Consider the following 23,656-nt stretch of genomic DNA (forward strand, 5'->3'; position numbering starts at 1 on the left):
CGATGATAAAAGTCGCCGGCCTGCTCTGTGCCTCACTGATGCTGGGCGGCTGCGCCAACACCTTGCAGCCGCTCGATTACCATGCCGATCAGGCCTACGTGCCGGTCACGCTCGGCATGGGGCCGGCGTATACGCGCATCGACGAGCAGCATCAGCGCGAAACCGTCAGCGTCCTGAAAAAGACCGGCGCGTTCTCGATGCTCGACGGCGGTTACACCCGCAACGGCTACAGCCTGTTGATCACCGAACCCAGCGACGGCAAGGTCAACTGGCTGGCGCTGGTCAACGTCTTCACCCTGTTCACCTTCCCGATGCCCTACCACTACCAGGACAACCTGCGCGGCTCGGTCTTCAAGGATGGCCAACTGCTCAAAACCTACAACTACTCCCGCGAAGGCTGGAGCGTGATGACATGGTATGTGCCGATTCCCGGGGTCGAGAACAAACGGCAGATGCTCGACCAGTTGTTGGTGGAAATGGACCGGGACAAAGTGATTCCGTATCAGCCGTGAGGTTGGGTGATGGGGGCTGGTGCGGTGGACTGCGGCGCAATGAATTGCAATGTGGGAGCGAGCCTGCTCGCGAAGAGGCCATCAGGTTCGGCGCAATTCTTTGATTTAAACGAAGCTGTTTAAAAGACACCTGCGGATACGGTCTCAAGGCTACAAATCCTTGCGCCATTGCCTACAGCCAAGCCAGAATCCGCCGGCTTGTGCGCCTTGGGGGCGGGTTCTATTGTGGTGCGGTCGCTGACGAATCAGCGATCGGGTTTAGCGATCCGACTCATTACAGACGCACCAATGCCCAGTCTCAATTGCATTTTTCGATCTGCACTTGATGTCATGGTGGCTGTGCGTGGGAGACCTTCGGGTCTACCCGGGGTTTCTGTGACCCGGATCGCTAACCTGCGTACAGCCGCCACCTTTACTTGTTTAGCGATGAGCCGTGGCGGCTAAATCAACCACGGAGTCTCACCATGATCAAACCAACACCCAACCCACCCGAAACCGATCCCACCTCCCCCTACGAATCCCTCGACTCCAAAAAACTCCACGAAGCCGCCGATCGCGCCCTCGACCACTACCTCTGCCCACCCGGCTCTACCCCGCCACCCTTCAGCCCCCGCGCCATGTATGCCGTCACCGCCGACACCAAAAACGAAGACCTGCTGGCCAACGCCTGCGAAACCCTCGCCTCCGCCAAAACCATCGCCCAGGAGTTCGCCGGACTGGTGAAACCGTCACAGCGCCGAACGCTGATGGGGATCGCGCAGCTGATCATGCTCGGAGAGTTGGCGGTGAATCGGGTGCTGGATAATCTGGAATTGCCACAGTAGCGGGCCTCGCTAAAGGATGCTGAGTGAGGCGCCTTCGCGGGCAAGCCTACACAGGGTTTTCTGTCAATCACATGGCTTCGTTCACGCCGCCAACTTTGTGGGAGCGAGCCTGCTCGCGAATGCGGTGGGTCAATCTCTGAGATGTCGACTGATATACCGTTTTCGCGAGCAGGCTCGCTCCCACATAAGTTCGCGGCTGCCTCTGAATAACTGGCGAACCAAACGGGCCAGACTACGTTTCTCCTGCATTCAGAATCAAAAGATCGCAGCCTTCGGCAGCTCCTACATCGATTTGTAGGGCTGCGGAAGGCTGCGATCTTTGCTTTTGGGAGACTGGCGGAAGACAGCCGGAGTCGAACCTGCCCGGGAACGGATGCCGTCCCCAACCGGGTTTGAAGCCCGGCCGCGCCACCGGGCGCGATTGTCTTCCTGAACTCAGGGTGCGCAGGCGTTGGCCAGCGCGTTGTCGGGGCGGATCTGGCGGGATTCGCCGAGACGGCGGGTAAGGCCGAGTCGGTCGAAATACTCCAGATACTGAATACAGCGTTTGCGTCCCAAGCCTAGCGCATCACGGAAAGTTGTCACCTCAATCGCTGGATTTTCTTCGGCGAGTTTCAGCAGTAGCGCCGCCATTTGCCGCAGGACGATGTCGCTGATAAACAGGTCGCGCACCACCTGGTGCATCAGGCCCAGCCGTGCGAGTTTGCGCAGCAGCAGGCGGACACTGGCGTCGTCTTCGCCGAGCATTTTCGCGGCGTCGCGTACCCACGGTGGGTCGAAACCGGCCTGTTCGAACAACGGCTGTAATTGCTGCCAGAGGATTTCGTCGTCGGCATTCAGGCGCACCTGATGGTCGGGCAGGTGCAGCCAGGGGCCGCTGGCGAGGATGGAGCCGGCGTTGAGCAGTTCTTCGAGCAGGCTGATGAACGTCGAGCGTTCCAGTGCCAGCGCGCTGAAGCGGCGCAGGCGATCGCGGTCCGGCCCCATCTGGTCGGGTTCCTGTTCGTGAAATCGCGCCAGTTGTTCGAGCAAAGTGAATTTCAACTGGCCCCAGCGCTGCACGTTGAACAGCAGCGGACCTTGGCGGGTGTCGATCAGACGGATGTTGTCCGCCAGCGTCCACTGCGCGCGCGGGCGGTTGAACTGGCGCTCGAGGCGTTGCGGGTCGAGGCCGCCGGGGCTGTGGTTGAGCAGTGCCGGCAGGGCCTGTTCGAGGCTGACGCTAAGGGCAAGGGTTTGCAGTTGCGCGAGGCGTTCCAGGCTGCGGCGTTGGCGTGCCGGAGCGAATGGGTCGAGCACAACAGCGCCGCCCAATGTGCGCTGGGCGCTGGCGTCGCGCAGGATCAATCGATCGCCTTTCACTGCGTGCACCGGCGCGTTGATCAGCAGTTGCGCGAACATGCGCTCGCCGGGGCTCAGGCGCGGGCCTTGCAGCAAGGCGACGCGGGCGATGACATCTTGGGTGCCGAGGTGCAGATGCACCGGGTGGAAGTGTTCGAAGGTGCGCTCGCCCGGCAACAGATGAAAGTCGATGTCGATGCGCTGGGTCGGGGCATGCAGCCAGTCCGCCAGCAGCCATTGGCCACGGTGGATCTGCGCCAGTTCCAGACGTTCGCCGCTGAGGTTCAACGCCACGCGCTGGCCGGCGAAGGCTTGCTCGGCGACCTGGTTTTGCGCGTGCAAGCCCCGGATGCGCACCGATTTGCCTGCAGGCCCCAAGACAAGTTTGTCGCCCACCGCAACCGTGCCCGACAACGCCGTGCCCGTGACCACAATCCCCGCACCCGCGACGCTGAACGCCCGATCAATCGCCAGACGAAAGCCGCCGTAGCAACTGCGCGCCTGCACCTCGCTCTGCGCCTGCGACAACGCCGCGCGCAATCCATCGACGCCCTGCCCGCTCACGCTCGACACGGTAAAAATCGGCGCATCAGCAAATGGTCCGGGCGCGAGCAGGTCCAGGACCTGGCGCTGCACCTCTTCCACCCTGCCCGCTCCCGCCCGGTCGCATTTAGTGATCGCCACCAGCGCGCGGGGAATGCCGAGCAGTTCGACGATCGCCAGATGCTCGCGGGTCTGCGGCATCACGCCGTCGTCGGCCGCGACCACCAGCAACATCAGATCGATGCCCTGCGCACCAGCGAGCATGTTGTGGGTGAATTTTTCGTGGCCGGGCACGTCGATGAAGCCGGTCAGCCCGGCGCCCGCTGCGAGTTCGGCGTAGAGATAACCGAGGTCGATAGTCATGCCGCGTTCGCGCTCCTGCGGGCGGCGGTCGCCGGTTTGTCCGGTCAGCGCTTGCAACAGCGAAGTTTTGCCATGGTCGATGTGCCCCGCCGTGCCGACGATCACGGGTCGACCTGCAATTGCGGCAACTGCGCCAGCCACGCTGGCTCATCGTCGAGCTGGCGTAGATCGAGCCACAGCGCATCGGCGTCGATTCGTCCGAGCACCGGGGTCGGCAAACCGCGCAGCGCTGCTTCGAGATTGAGCAGATACCGCCCGCGCCAGCGCTTGGACACCTGCGGGCGGCAACACAGCGCTGCACTCGGCAAGCGCGCCACCGGTTGGCTGCCGCTGCCGATCATGCCCAACGCCTCGACTGCACTGACCTGCCAGACCTCGCCCAACACATCGGCGAGCAACGGTTGCAAACGCAGAGCCTGAGCATGAATCTCGGCCTGCGGCCGGGTCAGCAGACGCAGACTCGGCAGACGCTCGGCGAGGCGATCCGGATCGCGGTACAGACCGAGCACCGCCTCCAGCGCGGCCAAGGTCAATTTATCGACCCGCAGTGCGCGCTTCAGTGGATTCTTCTTGATCTTCGCGATCAGTTCTTTGCGCCCGACGATCAACCCGGCCTGCGGCCCGCCGAGCAATTTGTCGCCGCTGAAGGTGACGATGTCGGCGCCATCGAGCAATGCCTGACGCACCGTCGGTTCCGCCGGCAGGCCCCAGCGCGTCAGGTCGAGCAGACTGCCGCTGCCCAGATCTTCCAGCAACGGCAAGCCATGAGCGTGTGCCAACTCGGCCAGTTCCGCAGTCGCCACTCGCGCGGTGAAGCCTTCGATGCTGTAGTTGCTGGCATGCACGCGCATGATCAACCCGCTGCGCGGACCGATTGCCGCTTGGTAATCCCGGGCATGGGTGCGGTTGGTGGTGCCGACTTCGTGCAGGCGCACGCCGGCCCGGGCCATGATGTCGGGGATGCGGAAAGCGCCGCCGATTTCGATCAGCTCGCCACGGGAAATGATGCCTTCCTTGCGCGCGCCGAGGCTGTTGAGCGTGAGCAGCACGGCAGCGGCATTGTTGTTGACCACGGTGACGGCTTCGGCGCCGGTCAGTTCGCGGATCAGGCCTTCGATCAGGTCGTCCCGATCACCGCGCTTGCCGCTAGCCAGATCGAACTCGAGATTGAGCGGATAGCGTGCAGCCATCTCCACCGCTTCAATGGCTTCTTCGGGCAGCAAGGCGCGACCGAGATTGGTGTGCAGCACCGTGCCGGTCAGGTTGAACACCCGACGCACCTGACTGCGCTGCTGTTGCGCCAAGCGTTCGCCGACGCGGCCGGCGAGCACTTCGGGGCCAATTTCCACGGCCGCCAATTGCCCGCTTAACACGTCAGGCCTTAGCTCATCGAGCAACTGACGCAGACCAGTCAGCAACAAATCCCGGCCGTAACGCTCGGCCAACGGCGCGCACGCCGGATGACGCAACAACCCATCAATGGACGGCAACCGCAGGGCAACGCTGGAAGACATCAGCCACTCCTGATTTGACCGAAACAGGCCCTTTTGGGAGCAAGCTTGCTCCCAAAAGGGTTTCAGAAGTGTAGACGCACTGCCGGAGCTAGCCTGCTCGCGAATGCGGTGTGTCAGTTGGTGTGGATGTGGCTGACCTGACGCCTTCGCGAGCAGGCTCGCTCCCACAGAGAAATCCGGGGCTGACCGGGCTTTGTGATTCGGCACATAGACTTGTGGGAGCTGGCTTGCCAGCGATTGCGGTGGGTCCGTCAAAGAAGGTGGTGGATGTGCCGACCGAATCGCTGGCAAGCCAGCTCCAACAGGGATTCGGGGCGGAATGAACATTGTTGGTCACCACAAAAACCTGTGGGAGCGAGCCTGCTCGCGAATGCGGTGTGTCAGTTGGTGTGGATGTGGCTGACCTGACGCCTTCGCGAGCAGGCTCGCTCCCACAGGGAAATCCGGGGCTGACCGGGCTTTGTGATTCGGCACATAGACTTGTGGGAGCTGGCTTGCCAGCGATTGCGGTGGGTCCGTCAAAGAAGGCGGTGGATGTGCCGACCGAATCGCTGGCAAGCCAGCTCCCACAGGGATTCGGGGTGGAATGAACATTGTTGGTCACCACAAAAAACTGTGGGAGCACACCCCCTTCCCCAGTTTCGCTCTGGTCATTCGTCCCCCGGGGCCAGCAACAGATTGGGCGCCAGACGCTGATAGCCGTCCTGGGCCAAACGCATGTCCAGCAGCAAACTGCCGAGATCCGCCGACAACGCCTCGGCTTCGGCGTCGTTCTCCAGGTAGAGCAATTTCAGGTAGCTGTTGCAGCTCGGGCAGACTTCGGCGCGCAGCGGCGCCTGTTCGGCGCTGTGCCGGTCGTCTTCCTGGCTCAGATACTCAAGGCCCTTGCTCTGCTCGCAATACACGCATTTGACTCGCACCACATGCCATTCGCAGGCGCACAGCGAACACACCAGATAGCGCAAACCGTTGTGCTTGCCGCGATGGCGAATCACCCCGGCCATGGCCGGCGAACCACAGGCCGGGCATTGGCTGAGGCTGTCGCCGGGATTGAGTTGCAGATTTGGCACGCTGAGCAGCCAGTGGCTCCAGGCGGTTTGCAGCGCCGCGCCGAGAAACGGCACCAGCGCCGCCGGCACCAGCGAATACTGCCCACTGACCAGCGCCACCGCCCACGCGCGCAACTGGCCGGAACTGGCCCCGCGCAGAGTGTCCAGCGCGTCGATCACTGCAGGTTGATCCGCTGGCGCATAGCGCTGCAGCAAGGCGTCAAGCCACGGCTGCCAGGCATCTTCGCGCACCAAGGTATCTGCCGCGAATGGTGGCAGACCGTGTTGCTGACAGGCTTCGAAACGCTGCGCATCAAACGGCGCGGTGAGCGGCGGATCGTCGAAGACCTGCTGCTGCGCCCGGCACAATCCGGCCATCAGCCGTAGATAATCCGCCAACCCATTGCCCTCGGCCAGACGCTCGAGGCGTTCAGCGCGCAGGGCAAACAGGTTACGTGGCGGCAGATACAGAAACGGCGGCGAACTGGCCGCCGCCTCGATTTCCCCAGGTTCAAGAATGCTTGGCAAAAGTCAGCCCTTTTTTGTCATCGGTCGCTCGGGCACGTCCCGAGGCTGTTCGTCGCGGGTCACCTCGCGGTACCACAGTTCATGGTGTTTTCTCGCCCACGGCCGGCTGACCCAGCCATGCAACATGGCGTCGACCGAACCCTTGATCCACAAACCGGCGTAGATGTGCACGATGATGCTCAGCACCAGCACGAACCCGGCCAGCGCATGCAGCAGCATGGCCCAGCGGATCGTGGTGATGCCGAAGTACGCGCTGAACCACGCGCGCCAGATCACCAGCCCGGTGAACAGCAACGCGAGCATGCACAGCAGTAAAGTCCAGAACAGCAACTTCTGCCCGGCGTTGTATTTGCCTACCGGCGGCACGCTTTCTTCGTCGTTGACCATCACCCGGTTGATCCGCCGCAGCCACTGGCGATCATTGGCGATGAAGAAATTGGTGCGCCAGAAGCTGAACACCAGGCCGAGGAACAGCACGAACATGGCGATGCCCATGTACGGGTGCAGAATCCGCGTCCAGGTGCCGCCGCCGAACAGATTACTGAGCCAGAACAGCGACGGATGAAACAACGCCAGCCCGGACAACCCGGCCATGAAAAACAGGATCGCCACCAGCCAGTGATTGGTGCGCTGGTTGGCGCTGTAACGCAAGATCGTCTTGTTGCTCATGGCCGCTCCTCCCCGCGTGGATCGAAGGTGTGCACCGCCGGGTCGACCACGTGCACCGAGGTATCGGGTGGCGTCGGGTGTTCATCCTCCTCGACACGGTTCGGGCCGATGCGCACATAGTGGAAGAACCCGGCCAGCACCGCCGCACCCATCGCCAACAGGCCGAGGGGTTTGCTGATGCCTTTCCACAAGCCCACCAGCGGACTGATCGCCGGATGGTCCGGCAAACCTGCATAGATTTTTGGCGTGTCGGCGTGATGCAGCACGTACATCACGTGGGTGCCACCAACGCCTGCCGGGTCGTACAAACCGGCGTTTTCAAAGCCACGGCTTTTCAGGTCGACGATGCGTTCGGCGGCGTGTTCTTTCATGTCTTCCTTGGTGCCGAAGACGATCGCGCCGGTCGGGCAGGTTTTCACGCAGGCCGGCTCCAGCCCCACCGCCACCCGGTCGGAACACAGTGTGCATTTGTAGGCCTTGTGATCCTTCTGCGAAATGCGCGGGATGTTGAACGGGCAACCGGTGATGCAATAGCCACAGCCAATGCAGTGGTCCTGATCGAAATCGACGATGCCGTTGGCATGCTGAATGATCGCCCCGGGGCTCGGGCACGCGGCCAGACAACCGGGCTCGGCGCAGTGCATGCAGCCGTCCTTGCGGATCAGCCACTCAAGGTTACCGGCGTCGGTTTCGTGCTCGGTGAAGCGCATCAGCGTCCACGAATCCGCCGTCAGATCCTGCGGATTGTCGTAGGTGCCGTGGTTGTGGCCGACCTCGTCGCGCAGCTCGTTCCATTCCGAGCAGGCGACCTGGCAGGCCTTGCAACCGATGCACTTGGTCGTGTCGATCAGCTTGGCAACGCCCTGCTGAGTCCTTACCGACGGCGGCGCAGTGGTGGTGGCCGAGCGGGCAATGATGTCTTGGCTGGCCATTTACAGTTTCTCCACGTTGACCAGGAATGACTTGGATTCCGGGGTCTGAGTGTTGCCATCGCCGAGGAACGGCACCAGGGTGTTGGTCAGGTAACCGTGACGCGTCAGGCCGGTGAAACCCCAGTGCAGCGGGATGCCGATCTGATGCACGACCTGGCCGTTGACCTGCAGCGGCCGGATCCGTTTGGTCACCACCGCCACCGCTTCGATAAAGCCGCGCTTGCAGCTGACCCGCACGCGATCACCGGCAGCGATGCCCTTCTCGTTCGCCAGCACCTCGCCGATCTCCACGAACTGCTCGGGCTGGGCAATCGCGTTCAACTTGCAGTGCTTGCTCCAGAAATGGAAATGCTCGGTAAGCCGGTAACTGGTGCCGGCGTACGGGAAGTCCTTGGCTTCGCCGAGGGTTTCCCAGACCGAATCGAAGATCCGCGCCGCCGGGTTGCTGGTGGCCTTCTTGTTCTGCGGGTGCAGCGGGTTGATGCCGATCGGCGTTTCGAACGGCTCGTAGTGCTCAGGGAATGGCCCTTCGTTCATCTTGTCCACGGCGAAGAACCGGGCCACGCCTTCGGGGTTCATGATGAACGGATTCATCCCGGCTTCCGGCGGCACGTCGGCCTTGTAGTCCGGCACATCGGTGCCGGTCCAGGCCTTGCCGTTCCACCACACCAGTCGTTTTTTCGGGTCCCACGGTTTGCCCGCCGGGTCCGCCGAGGCGCGGTTGTAGAGAATCCGCCGATTCGCCGGCCACGCCCACGCCCAGCCCTGATGCTGGTGCATGCCGAATGGGTCGGCGTTATCGCGCCGGGCCATCTGGTTACCGGCCTCGGTCCAGCTGCCGGCGAAAATCCAGCAGCCGGACGCGGTGCTGCCGTCATCCTTGAGCAAACCGAAGCCGGCCAGTTGCGTACCGGCCTTGACCGTGACGCCGCTGGCATCGGTGAAATCGCTGACGGCGGTGCCGTTGATCTCCCGCGCCAGTTCTTCCGGCGAAGGCTCGTCGGGGATCTTGTACGGCCACGACAGTTTCAGCAGCGGATCAGGAAACTTGCCGCCCTCGCTCTGATAACGCTGGCGCAGGCGCAGGAACAATTCGCTCATGATGCGAATGTCGGTCTGCGCTTCGCCGGGGCCGTCGGCGCCTTTCCAGTGCCATTGCAGCCAGCGGCTGCTGTTGACCAGCGAGCCGTCCTCTTCAGCAAAACAGGTGGTTGGCAGGCGAATGACTTCGGTCTGGATTTCGGCGGTTTTCACATCGTTGTACGGCCCGACGTTCTGCCAGAACTCCGAGGTTTCCGTGGCGAGCGGGTCCATCACCACCAGCCACTTGAGTTTGGCCAAGGCGCCCATCACGCGGTTCTTGTCCGGTAACGCAGCGATCGGATTGAAGCCTTGGCAGAAGTAGCCGTTGACCTTGCCCTGGCTCATCAGATCGAACATTTTCAGCACGTCGTAGTTGGGGATGTCGAGCTTCGGCAAATGATCGAACAGCCAGTTGTTCTCGGCGGTGGCATTGGCGCCGTACCAGGATTTCATCAGGCTGACGTGGAATTTGCTGTAGTTCTGCCAGTACGAAAGCTGCCCCGGTCTGAGCGGAACCTGCGTGCGTTTGAAGATGAACTGACCGTAGTCCTGCTCGCTGTCGCTGGGCAGCGTGAGGTAGCCGGGCAAGGCGTTGGACAGCAGGCCGAGATCGGTCAGACCCTGGATGTTCGAGTGCCCGCGCAGCGCATTGACGCCACCGCCGGGCATGCCAACGTTGCCCAACAGCAGTTGCACCATCGCCGCGCTGCGGATGATCTGCGCGCCGATCGAGTGCTGCGTCCAGCCGAGGGCATAGAGAATCGTCATGGTCTTGCCCGGTGTCGAGCAGGTAGCGATCTCTTCCCAGATTTTCTGCATGGCGTCGACGGGCATGCCGCAGATCTGGCTGGCCAGGTCGATGTTGTAGCGGCTGTAATGCTGCTTCATCAGTTGATAGACGCAGCGCGGGTCTTGCAGGGTCGGGTCGACGCGGACGAAACCGTCCTCGGCGAATTCGTAACCCCAGCCGGACTTGTCGGTATAGCTGCGTTTTTCCGCGTCATAGCCGCTGAACAGGCCGTCTTCGAAGCCATAGCCGGCTTTGACGATGAACGACACGTCGGTGTAATTGCGCACGTATTCGTGCTGGATCTTGTCCTCGGTCAGCAGGTAATTGATCAATCCGCCCATGAAGGCGATGTCGGTACCGGTGCGGATCGGCGCGTAATAGTCGGCCACCGAAGCGGTCCGGGTAAAACGCGGGTCAACCACGATCAGCCGCGCGGCGTTGTGCGCCTTGGCCTCGGTCACCCATTTGAAGCCGCACGGATGCGCTTCTGCTGCGTTGCCACCCATCACCAGGATCAGATTCGCGTTGGCGATATCGGTCCAGGTGTTGGTCATGGCACCACGGCCGTACGTCGGGGCAAGACTTGCCACCGTCGGGCCGTGTCAGACACGCGCCTGGTTATCGAACCCCAGCAGACCGAGGCTGCGAATCACCTTCTGAGTGATGTAGCCGGCTTCGTTGGATGCCGCCGATGCCGCGAGAAAACCGGTGGTCAGCCAGCGATTCACCGTTTGCCCGTTGGCATTTTTCTCGATGAAGTTGGCGTCGCGGTCGGCCTTCATCAGGTCGGCGATGCGATCGAGGGCTTCGTCCCAGCCGATGCGCGTCCATTCATTGCTGCCGGGCTTGCGCACTTGCGGGTACTGCAAGCGGCCGGGGCTGTGAATGAAGTCGAGCAGGCCCGCGCCTTTCGGGCACAGCGTGCCGCGATTGACCGGGTGGTCGGCATCGCCTTCGATGTGAATGATGTTTTGCGCCACGTTCTTGCCGGCATCGCCCTGGCTGTACATGATCAAACCGCAACCGACCGAGCAATACGGGCAGGTGTTGCGGGTTTCACGGGTGTGGGCGAGCTTGAAGTGACGCACCTGCTCGGCGAAGGCCGCTGTCGGGGCCATGCCCAACGCGCCCAGGCTTGAGCCTGCAAGGCCGATACCGGCGACCTTGAAGAACTGACGACGGCTGAGATCCATCGTGCACTCCTGATCAGGTGGAACCCGGTACTTGTGCCGGGCTTTATCTGGACAATCACGGTTGCGACGCCTTGGCGCCGACTTTTTCACTGTAGACAAAGACCTTGCCGATTGTGTGAAAACCGACCGTCGGGTGTCTGGCCCGGATTTCCAGCCAGTACACACCCCCCCTGTGGGAGCGAGCCTGCTCGCGAAAGCGCTGGGTCATCCAACTCGATGCTGCCTGACCCGACGTATTCGCGAGCAGGCTCGCTCCCACACAGGTCGCGTTGCGCATAGAATGTCCGGCAGAACCAACTCCGCCTCGACGAGACCATGCATGACTTTCGATTTTGATCAGCTGTTCGACCGCCACCACACTGGCAGCACCAAGTGGAGCCGTTACCCGACGGATGTGTTGCCGATGTGGGTCGCTGACATGGATTTCGCCGCGCCGCCGGTCATCGTCCAAGCCTTGCAACAGCGCCTGCTGCACCCGCTACTCGGTTACAGCGTGGCCCAGGACAACCTGCGCGACGCCATCGTCGCCGACCTGTGGAACAAATACGCATGGCAGGTCAAACCGCAGGAGCTGATTTTCCTGCCGGGCGTGGAATCGGGATTCAACATGGCGCTCAAGGCTTTGGTGCAGGCGCAGCAGAATGTCGTCGTGCAAGTGCCGAACTATCCGCCGCTGCGCCATGCGCCGGGCCACTGGGGCCTGAACAAGGTCGAGCTGCAATTCGAAGCCCAGGCCGATGGCACTTACGCCACGCCATTGGACGCACTGCGCGAGTCACTGAAAGGCGGCGGCGCCCTGCTGTTGAGCAACCCGCACAACCCGATCGGCAAGGTCTTCGCCCGCGAAGAATTGCAGGCAGTGGCGGACATCTGCGCAGCGCAGGACGCGTGGATCATCTCCGACGAAATTCATGCCGAACTGTGCTTCGACGGCCGCGTGCACATTCCCACCGCCTCGCTGAGTCCGGAAATTTCCAAGCGCACGATCACCCTGATGTCGGCGAGCAAGGCCTACAACATCGCCGGTCTGAAGACCTCGTTCATGATCATTCAGGACGCCGCGCTGCGCGAACGCGTCAACCACGCCCGCTGCGGCATGGTCGACAGCGTCAACCCGCTGGGCATGGAAGCCACCCGCGTCGCCTACAGCGAAGCCGGGCCTTGGCTCGCGGAATTGAAAATCTACCTGCAGGCCAACCGCGACTGGCTGGTGAACGCCGTACGCACGCGGCTGCCGGGCGTGACCATCAATGTGCCGCAGGGCACGTATCTGGCGTGGCTCGATTGCACGGCGCTGGACCTGCCGGATCCGCAGCGGTTCTTCCTCGAACAGGGCAAGGTCGGGCTGAGTGCCGGGCTCGATTTTGGCGACCGGCATCAGCAGTTCGTGCGCTTGAACTTCGGTTGCCCGAGGGCACTGCTCGAAGAAGGGATTGCGCGGATGGAGCGGGCGCTGGCTAATCGCAATCTCTGATCCTGCCCCGAGATTCCCCTGTATAAATGACCCCCTGTGGGAGCGAGCCTGCTCGCGAAAGCGCAGTGTCAGTCGACATATTTATCGTCTGACAGACCGCTTTCGCGAGCAGGCTCGCTCCCACATTGGTTTTGCATAGCCAACTAAATCCAGCGCAAATCCGATCGAACTCAAGGCAAAGCCACCTGGTCAACCCGGAACACTGGCCTTGAAATCAGGAGACCCTGCGATGACTGACTATCCAAAACCACCCTTCCCGAAACAAGCCCAACCGGTGCCCGGCTCGCAACGCAAGATGGAACCGTATCCAGACTGCGGCGAGCAAAGTTACGTCGGTTCCGGCCGCCTCGCCGGCAAGATTGCGTTGATCACCGGTGCCGACAGCGGCATCGGTCGCGCGGTGGCGATTGCCTTCGCCCGTGAAGGCGCCGACGTCGCCGTGGCTTACCTGAATGAACACGAAGACGCCAAGGAAACCGCACGCTGGGTCGAACAGGCCGGGCGTCAGTGCATCCTGCTGCCGGGCGATATCGCCGAAAAGGCTCAGTGCCAGGCGCTGGTCGACAAGACCGTCGAGCGCTTTGGCCGCATCGACATTCTGGTCAACAACGCCGCGTTCCAGATGACCCACGAAAACTTCGAGGAAATCCCCGATGACGAATGGGTGATGACCTTCGACGTCAACATCACCGCCATGTTCAGGATCTGCCAGGCGGCGATCAAGCACATGCGCCCCGGTTCGTCGATCATCAACACCAGCTCGGTCAACTCGGACATGCCCAAGCCGACTCTGCTGGCCTACGCCACCACCAAAGGCGCGATCGCCAACTTCACCGGTGGCCTGGCGCAGATGCTCGGGCCGAAGGAAATTCGCGTCAACAGCGTCGCCCCAGGCCCGATCTGGACGCCGCTGATCGTCTCGACCATGCCCGACGAAGAAGTACAGAACTTCGGCGGCAGCACCCCGCTCGGCCGTCCGGGCCAACCGGTGGAAGTCGCACCGATTTACGTGCTGCTGGCCTCCGACGAAGCCAGCTATATCACCGGCCAGCGCTACGGCGTGACCGGCGGCAAACCGATGCTGTAACCGTGCAGCAGAAAAACTGAACCCGAGCGGCATGGCATCTCTCCATACCTTTAAGCGCCTACGGGCCAACAGGAACAGGAGGTTGTCATGTCCGCCCCCCTCGTCAGACTCTTCACCCAACCCAACTTCGCCTGGACCGATATCCGCCGCGAAGAGGAAACCCATCCCCGCCACTACCTCGCGCATCTGCTGCTGCTCGCGTTGATTCCCGCCGTGTGCCTGTTCATCGGCACCACTCAAGTCGGCTGGAGCCTCGCCGCGGGTGAGAACGTGCGCCTGAGCACGGCCAGCGCCCTGCAATTGAGCGTGCTGCTGTACGTGACGATTGTCGCCGGTGTGGCGGTTATCGGCGGGTTTATCAGATGGATGTCGCGTTCATTCGATGCGCGACCAACGCTGAATCAATGCATCGGTTTTGCCGCTTACACGGTGACGCCGTTTTTCCTCGCCGGGATCGCCGGGCTGTACCCGAGCCGCTGGCTGGCGATTCTGGTGCTCGGCGCGGCGTCAATCTATTCGACGTTTTTGCTGTTCGTCGGCCTGCCGACCTTCATGCATGAGCGCAAGGAGCAAGGCCTGTTGTATTCGGCGTGCGTGTGGGGCGTCGGCGTGCTGGTGCTGGTGACCATGCTGGTGTCGATGATTCTGCTGTGGTTCAACGTGCTCATCCCCGAGTACCTGCGCACGACCGTGAGCTGACCCGGTGCGCCTGTCCTTGAGAATTCACCGAAGTGAGCGGTCATGAGTTTCGGCATATGGGTCGCGGTGCTCGGCGCCGTGCTGCTGACGCTGGCCCTGACGTCGTCGTGGTTGCGCTGGATGCCGGTTACGACCTCGGCAGTGTGCCTGTTGCTGGGCATTGCCATCGGCCCCAGCGGCCTCGAACTTCTGAAACTGTCGCTGGAAGAATCATCATTGTGGATGGAGCACCTGACTGAAGTCGCGGTGCTCTTTTCCCTGTTCGTCTGCGGTCTGAAGCTGCGGTTGCCGTTGGCCCACAAGACCTGGCGTATCGCTTTTGGTCTGGCCGGGCCGGTAATGATTCTGACGATTATCGGCGTGTGCCTGCTGTTGCATTGGGGCCTGCAATTGCCGTGGGGGCCTTCCCTGCTGATCGGCGCGATTCTGGCCCCGACCGACCCGGTGCTCGCCGCACTGGTGCAGGTCAATGATGCGCAGGACGTCGACAGCGTGCGCTTCGGCCTCTCCGGAGAAGCCGGGCTCAATGATGGCGTGGCTTTCCCTTTCGTGATTCTCGGTCTGCTGTTGCTGCACGGTGACGGCAGCGCTGGCGAATGGCAGCACTGGGTGCTTCGCAGTCTGTTGTGGGCGGTGCCGGCGGGTTTGCTCACCGGTTACTGGATGGGGCGCGGCATTGGCCGCATCGCTCTGTTACTACGCATTCACAACGAGGACAGCACCCTCGGCCCGAACGATTACCTGACCCTCGCGCTGATCGCGCTGTCCTACGTGGTGGCCGACGCCATTGGCGGCTACGGCTTTCTCGCGGTCTTCGCTGCTGGCCTGGGTCTGCGTCAGGAGGAAGTGAAATCCACGGGCATCACCCAAGCGCCTGCCGAGCATCTGGTGCAGCCGGTGGTCGGTCATCAGAACGTCGAACCACAGAACGCCGTGCATGGCGACACGGAGCAGTTGGAAGACAGCCAGGTCGCGGCGGGAATCATGATGGGCGACATGCTCGCATTCGGCAGTCTGGTCGAGCGGGCGATGGAAGTGTTTCTGGTGACCCTGCTCGGCGTCGTGCTGATTGCGCATTGGGACTGGCGGGCGTTGTGGATCGGCGCCGTGCTGTTCGGTCTGATCCGACCGCTGAGCGTGGCGCTGATGCCGTGGGGCAATCTGCTCAGCGGGCCGCAGCGTTTGTTGATCGGCTGGTTTGGCATTCGTGGCATCGGCAGCCTGTTCTATCTGTTTTTCGCCCTGAACCATGGCCTCGATTCCGACGTGGCCAAGGTCTGTACCGACATCACGTTGTCGGTGGTGGCCCTGAGTATCCTGCTGCATGGCATCAGCACACAGCCGATGCTGGCGCGCTATGAAAGTCTGAAGCAACGAAAAAGCTGATTCTTCAACCGCTGCGCTTTGCCGAAAATCATCGAAGATTTTTCTACAAAAAAATGGATCGCCGGGCGCGACCCAAGGGTCACACCTTTAACCGCGCCAACCATCCAGCGCGACCCGGCAGGTTCGGTTCCCCTGCGGTGAACAGCCTATCAAACGGAACCCCGACACAAACAAGGTCACAGTCATGAACGAATGCTCGACTCCTGCGCAAATCAAGGCTTGCAGAGCACTGGCTCTGGAACGCAATCGTCAACTGTTCGAAGAAGCCCACGAACTGAACCGAGCGGCCAACGCGCTGCTGGAACAGACCCCGACCGACTTCGAACGCTTTGAGCAATACCGGGCACTGCGCAAGAAAGCCGATGCGAAATTTGAAGATGCGATTGATCATCTGTGTGTGCTGAATGAGGATTTTCCGCCGATTCCGGCAGCGGTGCAGAATGCTGTTACGCCGCGACGTGAGCTGGAAACCGCGTGATAAAAGTCAAAAGCCCCTCACCCTAGCCCTCTCCCCGAGGGAGAGGGGACTGACCGAGGTGTTCTCACGTGCTACACCGACCTGGCATACCGCGCCGAATGTAGATTTTGAAAAGCATGAAGATCTGCTCCCTTTCCCCCTCGCCCCCTTGGGGGAGAGGGCTGGGGTGAGGGGTAAGATCTCACAGACACCACAAAATCCAGCACCTGTCCCCTGCCCCCGACCAATCCACCTCAAGGATTGGTCACCTGAATAAACACCGCATACACCCCCAACATCACCCAGAACGTCGCAAAAATCCAAGGCGTGCGCACTGAGAACAGCAGCGACTTGCGATAGCCCTTGTGGCTCGATTCCATTTCGCTGAACAGTGGAGACTCGTCATACGCCGCGCCCATCACCGGCTCGCTGTGCAGCAACTGGCTCTGTTTGAAGTGCCAGTGATCAATGATGTCGTAAGCCGCGCGAATCCCCGGCCAGGCGTTCAGTGAGCTGAGCACGCCGAGCAGCGCCAGAAAAGGCGGCACGACAAGGGTGAACATCTTGCCCCACTCGGGATTGAGGTTGGCCATGCACGAGGCGAAAGCAATGACCAGAAACGACTGCGCCGCCAGATAGGCGTCGGTGCGGTTGGCGAGGATGCTGGTTTCGTACTGGATTTCCCGGCGATAGAAATCCAGGCGCTCCTTGGGTGAGCCAAACATCTTGGCGTCGTGTTCGGCCAAGGCTTCTTCAACAGCGCTTGGCTGGGTCAATATGCGAGACAAGAGACGTGCCCTCCAAAAGTGAACAAGACTTTTGGAAAGGCACGCGTAAGCACTAGTTCAGCCGGATCGACCAGCGCGTCACTTCATCGACTGGGCGATGATCTGGACCAGATTCAACTGGGTGAACGGTTTCGGCAGGCGCGGCAGATCGGCGGCGAAGCCTTCCAAACGTTCGGCGTATCCAGTGGCGAGAATGATCGGCAGATCCGGCTTGAGCATACGCAAGGCGTGAGCCAGTTGCGCGCCGCTCATTTTTGGCATGGCCATGTCGGTGATCACCAGATCGATGACTTCGCCCTGATCGAACAGCGCCAGCGCCTGGGCGCCGGAGGTCGCGCCGATGACGCGGTGGCCGAGGTCTTCCAGCAGCAGGCTGGTGCTGGTCAGCACCAGCGAATCGTCATCGACCACCAGCACGCTGAGCCTTGGGACCGCAATGGGCGCGGCGTTGCTGTACGCCGGGCGACTGGCCGTTTGCTCTAGCGCCACCGGAATCCACAGTTCGGCCGCCGTGCCGTGGCCCTTCTCGCTTTTGAGAGTAAAGCGCCCGCCCAACTGCTCGATGAAGCCATGCACCATCGACAAACCGAGCCCGGTGCCTTTGCCCAGGCCTTTGGTGGTGAAGAACGGATCGCGGGCGCAGGCCAGCGTGGCGGCGTCCATGCCTTCGCCGCTGTCGATCAGACTCAGGCAGACGTAACGCCCCGCTGCCAGGGTCGAATGAGTTTGTTCCAGTACCACTTCGGCTTGCGCCTGAATGACCACCGTGCCGCCCTCGGGCATGGCATCGCGGGCATTGGTGGCGAGATTGAGGATCGCCAGTTCCAGCTGATTGCTGTCGGCCAGCACTGGCTGCAGATCTTCGGGAAAGCGCGTTTCGATACGAATGCCCGGTCCGAGCGAACTGCGCAGCAGCCCGGTGATGCCTTGCACCAATTGCGGGATATCCACCGATTCGGTCTTGAGTTCCTGACGCCGGGCGAAGGCCAGCATGCGCTGGGTCAGCGAGACACCGCGCAAGGCCCCTTGGGTGGCGTTCTCCAGCAGACGGGCGATTTTCGGCGCGTCGCCGATGCGTTTCTGCACGATCTCGAGATTGCCGAGAATCACCGTCAACAGGTTGTTGAAGTCATGGGCGATGCCGCCGCTGAGTTGGCCGATCGCCTGCATCTTCTGCGCCTGGAACAACGCCTCGCGGGTCTTTTCCAGGGCTTGCTGCGCCTCGTGCGCCTCGGTCACATCGCGGGTGATCTTGGCAAAGCCGAGCAGCGTGCCGGTGTCGCCGCGAATCGCATCGACGACCACGTGGGCAAGAAACCGCGTGCCGTCCTTGCGCATCCGCCAACTGCGGCTCTCGAACCGGCCTTCGCGGGTGGCAATCTCCAGCGAGCGCTGCGGCTCGCCGAGTTCGCGGTCTTCGGGGGTGTAGAAAATCGAAAAATGCTGGCCGATGATTTCTTCCGGCAAGTAACCCTTGATGCGCTGCGCGCCCTGGTTCCAGTTGCTGACGCAACCTTCGGGGCTGAGCATGTAGATCGCGTAGTCGGTAACGCCCTGCACCAGCAGGCGGAACTGCTGTTCGCTTTGCTTGAGGGTTTCCTCGGCCATCTTGCGGTCGGTGAGGTCGCGAGTGATCTTGGCGAAACCGAGCAGTTCGCCGTTGGGATCGATGATCGGGTCGATCACCACGTGCGACCAGAAGTGCGTGCCGTCCTTGCGCACGCGCCAGCCCTCGCCTTCGAAGCGACCTTCACGGATCGCTGTGTCCAGCGCCCGTTGCGGCATGCCGTTGGCGCGGTCTTCAGGGGTATAGAAGCGCGAGAAGTGCTCGCCGATGATTTCCGCTTCTTCATAACCTTTGAAGCGTTTGGCGCCGGAGTTCCAACTGGTGATGGTACCGTCGGGGTCGATCATGTAGATCGCATAGTCGACAACCGCGTCGATCAGCAGCCGGAAACGGCTGTCTTCGATCGCTGCAGTTCTGTTGTTCTCACTCATCACACTCACCAGCCACTGTCATGGGCTGAAGTATGCGTGAATCCGTCGATTTGAAAAGCGCCGGTTCGCTTTTGATCGCCCACCAGCGCGGCAGCAGTTGCTGGATGCGGCTCTCGGCAAAGCGGTCGTCGATGAGCATGACCGTGCCGCGATCCTCACGGGTGCGAATCACCCGCCCGGCGGCTTGTACGACTTTTTGCATGCCCGGGTACAGATAGGTGTAGTCGTAGCCGGCGCCAAAAATGGCGGCCATGCGCCGCTTCATCTGCTCGTTGACCGGGTTGAGCTGCGCCAGCCCCAGCGTGGCGATGAACGCGCCGATCAGCCGCGCGCCGGGCAAATCGATGCCCTCGCCAAACGCGCCGCCCAACACCGCAAACCCCACACCCTGGCTGTCGGCGCTGAACTGGTCGAGAAACGCCTGCCGCGCGCCCTCGGCCATGCCCCGCGATTGCAGCCACAGAGTGATGTGCGGATGGCGCTCGGCCAATAAGGTCGCGACCTGTTGCAGGTAATCGAAACTGCTGAAGAACGCCAGATAGTTGCCCGGTCGCTCGCTGAACTGACGGGCGATCAGCTCGACGATCGGCTCCAGCGAGGCCTGGCGATGGTTAAAACGCGTGGAGATCTGGCTGACGATGTGCACCTGCAACTGCTCGGCGCTGAACGGCGATTCGACGTCGATGCACACCGTGTCGGCGGGCGTGCCGAGCAGGTCGGCGTAGTAGTTGCGCGGGCTCAGCGTGGCCGAGAACAGCACACTGCTGCGCGCCGCTGTCAGGCGCGGACCGATGAACGCCGCCGGCACCACATTGCGCAGGCACAGTTGCGACAGTGGACGCTTGCGGTCGAGGTCGCGTTTGCTGATATCGAACAGGTAATGCTCGTCGTACAGCTCGGCGACCCGGGCAAATTGCAGCAAGTCGAAATAGAAGTTCTGCAGACCGCTGTCGAGGCCTTGCGGATGTTCGTTGAGGTAATCGCCAATGGCCGCGCAACACAGCGAGATGGCTTGCAGGAGCTTGTCCGGCGCCTTGTCGTAGGCCTGATACGCCGCCAGTTGCGGCGCATGCAGCGCGTTCCATTCGCGGTTGACCCGTTGCAGGGCATTCTTCAGCGCGGCCGGCGCGGTTTTGCGCACGCTGGCGAGGGTGAACTGGTCGAGGCTGGCGCTGTACATCTGCCGGCCGCGCTCGACCAGGTTGTGCGCCTCGTCGGCGAGCACCGCGACTTTCCACTGATTGAGCTGGGCCAGACCGAACAGCAGCGCGCTGAAGTCGAAGTAATAGTTGTAGTCGGCAACCACCACATCCGCCCAGCGGGCCATTTCCTGACTGAGATAGTACGGGCACACGCTGTGCTGCGCGGCGACTTCACGCATCGCCGCCTGATCCAGAAGATTGATATGGCTGGCAGATTCGCGGGCAGCCGGCAGGCGATCATAAAAACCTTGGGCCAACGGACAGGATTCACCGTGGCAGGCCTTGTCCGGGTGTTCGCAGGCCTTGTCGCGGGCGACCATTTCCATCACCCGCAGCGGCAAATCCGGCGTTTGCCTGAATAACACCTGGCTGGCATCGAGCGCCAGCTTGCGTCCGGGAGTCTTGGCGGTGAGAAAGAACACCTTGTCCAGTTGCTGCGGCGCCAAGGCCTTGAGCATCGGAAACAGCGTGCCAAGGGTTTTGCCGATGCCGGTCGGCGCCTGGGCCATGAGGCAGCGGCCGGTGCTGACGGCTTTGAACACTGATTCGGCCAGATGTCGTTGGCCGGGACGAAAATCCGCGTGCGGGAACGCCAGTTGCTGCGCGGCCAGATTGCGCGCCTCGCGGTGGGCCATTTCCTGCTCGGCCCATTGCAGGAACAAACCGCACTGCTGCGTGAAAAACGTCTGGAGTGACTCGGCGCTGTGGGATTCGACCAGGCAGGTTTCCTTTTCGCTGACGACGTCGAAATACACCAGCGCCAGATTGATTTGCTGCAGTTGCAGTTTCTGGCACATCAACCAGCCGTAGATCTTCGCCTGCGCCCAGTGCAACTGGCGGTGATTGGCCGGTTGCCTGCTCAGGTCGCCGCGATAGGTTTTGACTTCTTCCAGGCAGTTTTGCGCCGGGTCGTAGCCATCCGCCCTGCCCTTGACCTTCAGCTCGCCGAATTCGCCTTGCAGCGCCACTTCGCTCTGGTACTGCTCGCTGCGCCGCGAGGCCACGGTGCGATGGCCGACGATGCCTTCGAGCGCGGTCGGTGACGGGGTGAAGCGCAGGTCGAGATCACCGGTCTTGGCGGTGAACTCGCACAGTGCACGCACGGCAACGCTGTAACTCAAGCGCTCTGCTCCGCCCATTGCACGTAACACACCGCCACCGGCATCTGGTGCTCGTGGCAGAACTCCAGCCAGCGCAGTTGATTGTCCTGCAAGCGGTCGCCGGGGCCTTTGACTTCGATCATCCGGTAGGTCTTGTGCTGCGGCCAGAACTGGATAAGGTCCGGCATGCCGGCGCGGTTGGCCTTGATGTCGAGCAGCAGGCGATTGAACCAGTGTTTCAAGTGTTCGGCGGGCAGACAGGCCAGCGCCTGCTCCAGCAAGGCTTCATTGAGCGCACCCCAGAACACGAACGGCGACTGAATGCCCCACTTGTCGACGAAGCGCTGGCGAATGGTCTCGGCGTAGCGGCCGTCATCGAGTTCGCCCAGGCAGGCCTGGAACAGCTCGGCGCGGCGCTCGAGGAAGTCTTCGCTGAGCAGATCCACCGGGCCGCGCTGGAACGGGTGAAAGAACGCACCCGGCAACGGCGCGAAGATCGCCGGCCAGCACAACAGGCCGAACAGTGAATTGATCAGGCTGTTCTCGACGTAATGCACCGGGCCGTCATCGGCATGCAAGTGCGCTTGTACGTGAAACTCCACCGACCGCGTCGGATCGACGCGTGGCAAGTGCAAGTCGAGGCGCTCGACCTCTCTGGCCTTGGCACGCTTGAGCGGCGGGCCACCGAGTTTGCGCCGCAGACGCGGGACGATGCGTTGCAAGCCCTGCTGCTCGGCGGCACTTTGCGGTGCCTGTTCGGCCAGCGTGCCGAGTTCCAGCGCCAATGCATATTCGCCGCAGCGTTCGAGCACACGGATCATCCGCAGCCGTGCGCCCGGGTAGGCGCAGTCGCGGTAAACACTCAGGGCCAGGGCAAAGTCGCCGATGCGCTCGGCGTACTGGCCGATCTGGAACAACGCCTTGGCTTGCCGGCGGCGCAGCCACGGGTTGTCGAATTGCACGGCGTCGATCTGTTCGACGATCTCGTCCAGCGCTTCACCGGCTTCAAAGCGCAACTGGCATTGATGCAGGAACAGGCAGGCGTCGACGTCTTCGCGGCTGCGCAGGCCTCGGGAGTCGGCGCAGAACTCGACTTTTTCATAAGTGAAGATGCCCAGGTCGGCCAGCACGAACTCCGACCAGTCCTGATACAGATTGCCGAAGAACATCAGGCGCAGGCGATCGCACAGGTCCATCAGGGTCAGGCTGAACAGCCGCTCAGCCAGTTGCGGCGCCCAGACACGCAGGGGCTGCGCCTCGCTGAACTGTTCGGCCAGCACCGGCAGCCACTCGTCCTTGCGCCCTTTCGGCTGTTCTATAAAGGTGCCGAACGCTTGCAGCAGCTCGGCCTTGAGCAGGACATCAAACAGCTCTGCCAGGGTCAGCGCAGCGTGTTCGTCGAGCCAGCCGTGTTCGAGCAACGGCCGCGCCGCCTCGGCAATGTCGCCGATTTCCAGATAGTTGAGTTTGCTCGCGCGAAAGTGAATGCCCTTGCGCATGACCATGCGCACCAGCAATCCCTGCGAGGCTTGCGGCAGCGTGTTGAAGTCGCGGATGAAGCCGTGCTCGCTTGCGCTCATCACATCGGCATAGCGAAGCCCAAGCCAATCAAGCACTTGCCGGAAGTTGTTGAGGTAATAGAACGGATCGTCGAGAGGGTTGGAGGTCACGGGAATTCAAAGCCACGGCAAGCGAACACTGGTTATGCGTACAGATAACAGCTCAGCCCTGCCCGGCGCAAACGGAAAAAGATCAATGGCATTTTTTCGCGCCGCCATCGAACTTTTCCGCCGCTGCTGGCACCAACCGCGTTACAGGGCCGACAATGCCCGCAATCACATTCAAGCAAGGAGTCAGAGGTGGGTATGAAAATCAAGATGCTGGGCATTCCTGTAGCGGTCGCAGCCCTGTTGGCGCTGGGCGGCTGTTCGACCCAGACCGTGGTGACGTTGCAGAACGGCACCCAGTACCTGACCGAGGACATGCCAAAGACCGAGACCGAGGACGGTTTCTATGAGTTCGAGGATATTTCCGGCGCCAAGGTCAAGGTTCGCGCCGATGAAGTCGCGACCGTTCGCAAGGAAGACTGACTTGGCCTGAATGATCGTTCCCATGCGCAGCAAA

General features: G+C 61.8%; 19 protein-coding genes and 1 tRNA gene. 8 read left to right on the forward strand and 12 right to left on the reverse strand.

From position 1 onward, the window contains the following. Positions 1-2: 2 nt before the first annotated feature. On the forward strand, positions 3-512 hold the full coding sequence (locus J2Y39_RS06625) for a hypothetical protein (protein WP_016774812.1): 510 nt from the start codon (positions 3-5) through the stop codon (positions 510-512). Positions 513-976: 464 nt separating this feature from the next. Beyond that, the gene (locus tag J2Y39_RS06630; protein WP_217863473.1) at positions 977-1,336 is read left to right on the forward strand and encodes a DUF6124 family protein; all 360 of its coding nucleotides are present in this window, start codon (positions 977-979) and stop codon (positions 1,334-1,336) included. A gap of 334 nt (positions 1,337-1,670) precedes the next feature. On the opposite strand, the gene J2Y39_RS06635 is transcribed toward J2Y39_RS06630, so the two are convergent. From J2Y39_RS06635 to J2Y39_RS06670, 8 genes are all read right to left on the reverse strand, one after another. Next, a tRNA-Sec gene (locus J2Y39_RS06635) sits at positions 1,671-1,766 on the reverse strand. A gap of 5 nt (positions 1,767-1,771) precedes the next feature. Further along, the gene (gene selB, locus J2Y39_RS06640) at positions 1,772-3,688 is read right to left on the reverse strand and encodes a selenocysteine-specific translation elongation factor (RefSeq protein WP_310217320.1); all 1,917 of its coding nucleotides are present in this window, start codon (positions 3,686-3,688) and stop codon (positions 1,772-1,774) included. Continuing rightward, positions 3,685-5,097 (reverse strand): L-seryl-tRNA(Sec) selenium transferase, encoded by a 1,413-nt coding sequence (selA, locus tag J2Y39_RS06645; RefSeq protein WP_310216129.1) that lies wholly within the window; start codon positions 5,095-5,097, stop codon positions 3,685-3,687. Before selA ends, selB begins: the two co-directional genes overlap by 4 nt. 650 nt (positions 5,098-5,747) lie before the next feature. Continuing rightward, complete coding sequence (gene fdhE, locus J2Y39_RS06650) at positions 5,748-6,674, reverse strand: formate dehydrogenase accessory protein FdhE (protein WP_310216132.1); 927 nt, start codon at positions 6,672-6,674, stop codon at positions 5,748-5,750. A gap of 3 nt (positions 6,675-6,677) precedes the next feature. Beyond that, complete coding sequence (locus tag J2Y39_RS06655; protein ID WP_310216137.1) at positions 6,678-7,343, reverse strand: formate dehydrogenase subunit gamma; 666 nt, start codon at positions 7,341-7,343, stop codon at positions 6,678-6,680. Next, positions 7,340-8,275, reverse strand: coding sequence for a formate dehydrogenase subunit beta (gene fdxH, locus J2Y39_RS06660; protein WP_122698222.1), 936 nt, complete (start codon positions 8,273-8,275; stop codon positions 7,340-7,342). The genes J2Y39_RS06655 and fdxH overlap by 4 nt, the downstream gene beginning before the upstream one ends. Next, on the reverse strand, positions 8,276-11,341 hold the full coding sequence (gene fdnG / locus J2Y39_RS06665) for a formate dehydrogenase-N subunit alpha (RefSeq protein ID WP_157115948.1): 3,066 nt from the start codon (positions 11,339-11,341) through the stop codon (positions 8,276-8,278). 55 nt (positions 11,342-11,396) lie between these two features. Continuing rightward, on the reverse strand, positions 11,397-11,618 hold the full coding sequence (locus J2Y39_RS06670) for a hypothetical protein (RefSeq protein WP_236169804.1): 222 nt from the start codon (positions 11,616-11,618) through the stop codon (positions 11,397-11,399). Between the two features lie 42 nt (positions 11,619-11,660). Between J2Y39_RS06670 and J2Y39_RS06675 the strand changes: the two genes are divergently transcribed. The 5 genes from J2Y39_RS06675 (at position 11,661) to J2Y39_RS06695 (ending at position 16,465) form a co-directional block, all read left to right on the forward strand. Next, entirely contained in the window at positions 11,661-12,815 is a 1,155-nt protein-coding gene (locus J2Y39_RS06675; protein WP_236169805.1) for a MalY/PatB family protein, read from the forward strand. Positions 12,816-13,044: 229 nt separating this feature from the next. Then, complete coding sequence (locus tag J2Y39_RS06680) at positions 13,045-13,902, forward strand: glucose 1-dehydrogenase (protein WP_016774822.1); 858 nt, start codon at positions 13,045-13,047, stop codon at positions 13,900-13,902. Between the two features lie 87 nt (positions 13,903-13,989). Then, entirely contained in the window at positions 13,990-14,601 is a 612-nt protein-coding gene (locus J2Y39_RS06685) for a Yip1 family protein (RefSeq protein ID WP_236169806.1), read from the forward strand. Between the two features lie 42 nt (positions 14,602-14,643). Beyond that, positions 14,644-15,987, forward strand: a complete 1,344-nt coding sequence (locus tag J2Y39_RS06690; RefSeq protein WP_236169807.1) for a sodium:proton antiporter — start codon at positions 14,644-14,646, stop codon at positions 15,985-15,987. A gap of 184 nt (positions 15,988-16,171) precedes the next feature. Continuing rightward, positions 16,172-16,465 carry a hypothetical protein gene (locus J2Y39_RS06695; protein WP_039761510.1) on the forward strand — a complete coding sequence of 98 codons (294 nt, stop codon included), beginning with the start codon at positions 16,172-16,174 and terminating at the stop codon, positions 16,463-16,465. Between the two features lie 233 nt (positions 16,466-16,698). Here the strand turns inward: J2Y39_RS06695 and J2Y39_RS06700 are convergent, their stop codons facing one another. The 4 genes from J2Y39_RS06700 to J2Y39_RS06715 form a co-directional block, all read right to left on the reverse strand. Continuing rightward, entirely contained in the window at positions 16,699-17,232 is a 534-nt protein-coding gene (locus tag J2Y39_RS06700) for a hypothetical protein (RefSeq protein WP_016774826.1), read from the reverse strand. Positions 17,233-17,310: 78 nt separating this feature from the next. Next, entirely contained in the window at positions 17,311-19,230 is a 1,920-nt protein-coding gene (locus J2Y39_RS06705; protein WP_310216145.1) for a PAS domain S-box protein, read from the reverse strand. Beyond that, on the reverse strand, positions 19,223-21,553 hold the full coding sequence (locus J2Y39_RS06710; protein ID WP_310216148.1) for an ATP-dependent DNA helicase: 2,331 nt from the start codon (positions 21,551-21,553) through the stop codon (positions 19,223-19,225). The genes J2Y39_RS06705 and J2Y39_RS06710 overlap by 8 nt, the downstream gene beginning before the upstream one ends. Continuing rightward, entirely contained in the window at positions 21,550-23,202 is a 1,653-nt protein-coding gene (locus tag J2Y39_RS06715) for a VRR-NUC domain-containing protein (protein ID WP_310216151.1), read from the reverse strand. The genes J2Y39_RS06710 and J2Y39_RS06715 overlap by 4 nt, the downstream gene beginning before the upstream one ends. A 195-nt stretch (positions 23,203-23,397) precedes the next feature. Here J2Y39_RS06715 and J2Y39_RS06720 point away from each other — a divergent pair, with 195 nt between their 5' ends. Beyond that, positions 23,398-23,622: a YgdI/YgdR family lipoprotein gene (locus tag J2Y39_RS06720; RefSeq protein ID WP_016774830.1), complete on the forward strand. Its 225-nt coding sequence runs from the start codon at positions 23,398-23,400 to the stop codon at positions 23,620-23,622. Positions 23,623-23,656: the final 34 nt, after the last annotated feature.

Origin of the sequence: Pseudomonas sp. 2957 (assembly GCF_031456345.1) — a bacterium.
GTDB lineage: Bacteria > Pseudomonadota > Gammaproteobacteria > Pseudomonadales > Pseudomonadaceae > Aquipseudomonas > Aquipseudomonas siliginis.